Origin of the sequence: Martinezella lusitana, from assembly GCF_900094565.1 — a bacterium.
Lineage (GTDB): Bacteria > Pseudomonadota > Alphaproteobacteria > Rhizobiales > Rhizobiaceae > Rhizobium > Rhizobium lusitanum.
Map to the genome: position 1 here is coordinate 2,501 of NZ_FMAF01000065.1, position 4,280 is coordinate 6,780.

A 4,280-nucleotide genomic window follows, 5' to 3' on the forward strand; every position below is an offset into this window, starting at 1 on the left:
ACGAAAATTGTCTTTTGAAGAAGTAAAAGTTTGCATCGGCTTTGAGCCTGATGCCTGTTCTGCATACATTGTGAAGAGAAGATTGATCTGGAGGCTTCCAGGTGTTTTGAGCGACCGCGAGGTTGTTTGAGGCGTCCGAGCCCGGACCTTACGATATCGTGGATGGCCTAGCCGGCTGGAAACGAAGGAGGGGACGGAGGTAGGAAGGAAGCTTGTCGCTCTGGGTCGCCAGTGTAGATCGCGAAAGTGATTTACGTGTGTTGTTGGCATTTTAGGAATGCCTCTGACAGCGACCGGATTACCGTTGCCTGACCGCGCGGTATCGGATCCAATCTCGAGAAGCTGGTCTTAAGATAGACCGCAAGCGAGCTGCTCGGCGTAGCTCCAAAAAAGCGGATCTATCGAACACGTCGATGGCATTGTTAGAAAGCGTCCGTTGTAAAAGGTAACGGCGCATAGCTGGTTCGGCACACTGGCAAGATGAACCCTTTGGGTTCACTTGAGAAGTGTCCGGATTGTCGGATTTGGAACCCCTTCGAGCGAAAGCGAGGAGGATAGGAATTCCAAATCCAAGCAAAGACGATGAGCATTGGCAATGAGAACGATCAAGTGTCGTAAGGGCATTTAGTGGATGCCTAGGCATGCACAGGCGATGAAGGACGTGATACGCTGCGAAAAGCCGTGGGGAGCTGCGAATAAGCTTTGATCCATGGATCTCCGAATGGGGCAACCCACCTTAAATGCTTAGAAAATCATTTTGGTTGGCAATTGGCTCGAAGCCGTCAGGCTTCGCAAGGCCAAGGGCCGTCGCCGGTTATCCGGCGTAACGAACCAAAGTGGTTTCTAAGCATTGTTACAAGGTATCTTCATCTGAATAAAATAGGGTGTAAGAAGCGAACGCAGGGAACTGAAACATCTAAGTACCTGCAGGAAAGGACATCAACCGAGACTCCGCAAGTAGTGGCGAGCGAACGCGGACCAGGCCAGTGGCAATAAAGTTTAAAGTGGAAGAACCTGGAAAGGTTTGCCGTAGAGGGTGACAGCCCCGTACGCGTAAGAGACTTTATTGTCCTAGAGTAGGGCGGGACACGTGAAATCCTGTCTGAACATGGGGCGACCACGCTCCAAGCCTAAGTACTCGTGCATGACCGATAGCGAACCAGTACCGTGAGGGAAAGGTGAAAAGCACCCCGACAAGGGGAGTGAAATAGAACCTGAAACTGGATGCCTACAAACAGTCGGAGCCCGCAAGGGTGACGGCGTACCTTTTGTATAATGGGTCAACGACTTAGTGTAACAAGCAAGCTTAAGCCGGTAGGTGTAGGCGAAGCGAAAGCGAGTCTGAATAGGGCGGTATAGTTTGTTGCATTAGACCCGAAACCGAGTGATCTAGCCATGAGCAGGTTGAAGGTTGGGTAACACCAACTGGAGGACCGAACCCGCATCTGTTGCAATAGATTGGGATGACTTGTGGCTAGGGGTGAAAGGCCAATCAAACTCGGAAATAGCTGGTTCTCCGCGAAATCTATTTAGGTAGAGCGTCTGACGAATACCCCCGGGGGTAGAGCACTGGATGGGCTATGGGGACTCACCGTCTTACTGATCCTAACCAAACTCCGAATACCGGGGAGTACTATCAGGCAGACACACGGCGGGTGCTAACGTCCGTCGTGAAAAGGGCAACAACCCTAACCTCCAGCTAAGGTCCCCAAGTCATGGCTAAGTGGGAAAGGATGTGAGGATCCCAAAACAACCAGGATGTTGGCTTAGAAGCAGCCATCATTTAAAGAAAGCGTAACAGCTCACTGGTCTAGTCAAGGGTCTTTGCGCCGAAAATGTAACGGGGCTGAAGCCATGCACCGAAGCTGAGGATGTGCAGCAATGCACGTGGTAGCGGAGCGTTCCGTAAGCCAGTGAAGGGGTACCTGTGAGGGGCCCTGGAGGTATCGGAAGTGCGAATGTTGACATGAGTAACGATAAAGAGGGTGAGAGACCCTCTCGCCGAAAGACCAAGGGTTCCTGCTTAAAGTTAATCTGAGCAGGGTTAGCCGGCCCCTAAGACGAGGCGGACACGCGTAGTCGATGGGAACCACGTTAATATTCGTGGGCCTGGTGGTAGTGACGGATTGCTTAACTTGTTCACACTTATTGGATTGTGTGGGCGGGGACGCGGTTCCAGGAAATAGCTCCACCGTATAGACCGTACCCGAAACCGACACAGGTGGTCAGGTAGAGTATACCAAGGCGCTTGAGAGAACTATGTTGAAGGAACTCGGCAAATTGCACGCGTAACTTCGGAAGAAGCGTGACCCTTATATACGCAAGTATGTGAGGGTGGCACAGACCAGGGGGTAGCGACTGTTTACCAAAAACACAGGGCTCTGCGAAGTCGCAAGACGACGTATAGGGTCTGACGCCTGCCCGGTGCTGGAAGGTTAAGAGGAGGGGTGCAAGCTCTGAATCGAAGCCCCAGTAAACGGCGGCCGTAACTATAACGGTCCTAAGGTAGCGAAATTCCTTGTCGGGTAAGTTCCGACCTGCACGAATGGCGTAACGACTTCCCCGCTGTCTCCAACATAGACTCAGTGAAATTGAATTCCCCGTGAAGATGCGGGGTTCCTGCGGTCAGACGGAAAGACCCCGTGCACCTTTACTATAGCTTTACACTGGCATTCGTGTCGGCATGTGTAGGATAGGTGGTAGGCTTTGAAGCAGGGACGCCAGTTCTTGTGGAGCCATCCTTGAAATACCACCCTTATCGTCATGGATGTCTAACCGCGGTCCGTTATCCGGATCCGGGACAGTGTATGGTGGGTAGTTTGACTGGGGCGGTCGCCTCCGAAAGAGTAACGGAGGCGCGCGATGGTGGGCTCAGACCGGTCGGAAATCGGTCGTCGAGTGCAATGGCATAAGCCCGCCTGACTGCGAGACTGACAAGTCGAGCAGAGACGAAAGTCGGTCATAGTGATCCGGTGGTCCCGCGTGGAAGGGCCATCGCTCAACGGATAAAAGGTACGCCGGGGATAACAGGCTGATGACCCCCAAGAGTCCATATCGACGGGGTTGTTTGGCACCTCGATGTCGGCTCATCGCATCCTGGGGCTGGAGCAGGTCCCAAGGGTTTGGCTGTTCGCCAATTAAAGCGGTACGTGAGCTGGGTTCAGAACGTCGTGAGACAGTTCGGTCCCTATCTGCCGTGGGTGTAGGAATATTGACAGGATCTGTCCCTAGTACGAGAGGACCGGGATGGACATATCTCTGGTGGACCTGTTGTCCTGCCAAGGGCATAGCAGGGTAGCTACATATGGAATGGATAACCGCTGAAGGCATCTAAGCGGGAAACCAACCTGAAAACGAGTGTTCCCTATCAGAGCCGTGGAAGACTACCACGTTGATAGGCCGGGTGTGGAAGTGCGGCAACGCATGAAGCTTACCGGTACTAATAGCTCGATTGGCTTGATTGTTCTCATTGCCAGTGCTCATCACAGGCTGAATGCAACGCATTCATGCCTATACGCCGAACGCGCAAGCGTTCGTCCGCGTAGAGCAAACCAAAGACGTGTTCATAAAGACAAATGAAGTCTCAGACTTCGCCAGCTTCTCATAGGGCATAAACCGCTCAAACGGTTTAGCCCAAAGTTGCGCTTTGCCGACCTGGTGGTTATGGCGGGGTGGCCGCACCCGTTCCCTTTCCGAACACGGCCGTGAAACGCCCCTGCGCCCATGGTACTTCGTCTTAAGACGCGGGAGAGTAGGTCGCTGCCAGGTCTGCCAAGCGCAACTCAGGCTAAATCGCATCGCGGTTTATGCCTAAATAATCTTCTCATCACACACGCGGTAAACTCGGAAGAGTTTATCGCTCAGCGGCTCAAGCCGTGCTACAATGGGCCGCACAAAGCGGCCTTTGCCGCTTCTGAAAGCAAGCAATTATCCCCTTGCGCACCTGAAATAAGGGCCAAGGGAAACAAGCGACAAATCGCTCACCGATTTGCGCTGGACGCGATAAGCCGCTCAAGCGGCTTACGCTGGTAATACGGGACAAACCCTCCGGGTTTGCTCGGGCGCGATAAACCGCTCAAGCGGTTTACGCTGGACGCGATAAGCCGCTTTGCGGCTTACGCTGGTAACGCGGGGTGGAGCAGCCCGGTAGCTCGTCAGGCTCATAACCTGAAGGCCGCAGGTTCAAATCCTGCCCCCGCAACCAAATCACCCAAATGCATATACTTCAAAGCCGTTTCGGCGTTCAGGGACTTGCCGGAGTGCGCACCCAGCAGGGCGGC

The 4,280-nt window shown here is 53.4% G+C and carries 1 tRNA gene and 2 rRNA genes; all 3 read left to right on the forward strand.

The features are described from left to right. Positions 1–603: 603 nt before the first annotated feature. The 3 genes from GA0061101_RS38200 (at position 604) to GA0061101_RS38210 (ending at position 4,204) form a co-directional block, all read left to right on the forward strand. Positions 604–3,464 (forward strand): 23S ribosomal RNA (locus GA0061101_RS38200). A gap of 189 nt (positions 3,465–3,653) precedes the next feature. Next, positions 3,654–3,768: ribosomal RNA gene (gene rrf / locus GA0061101_RS38205) — 5S ribosomal RNA — on the forward strand. Between the two features lie 359 nt (positions 3,769–4,127). After that, positions 4,128–4,204: transfer RNA gene (locus tag GA0061101_RS38210), tRNA-Met, on the forward strand. The last annotated feature ends 76 nt before the right edge of the window (positions 4,205–4,280 follow it).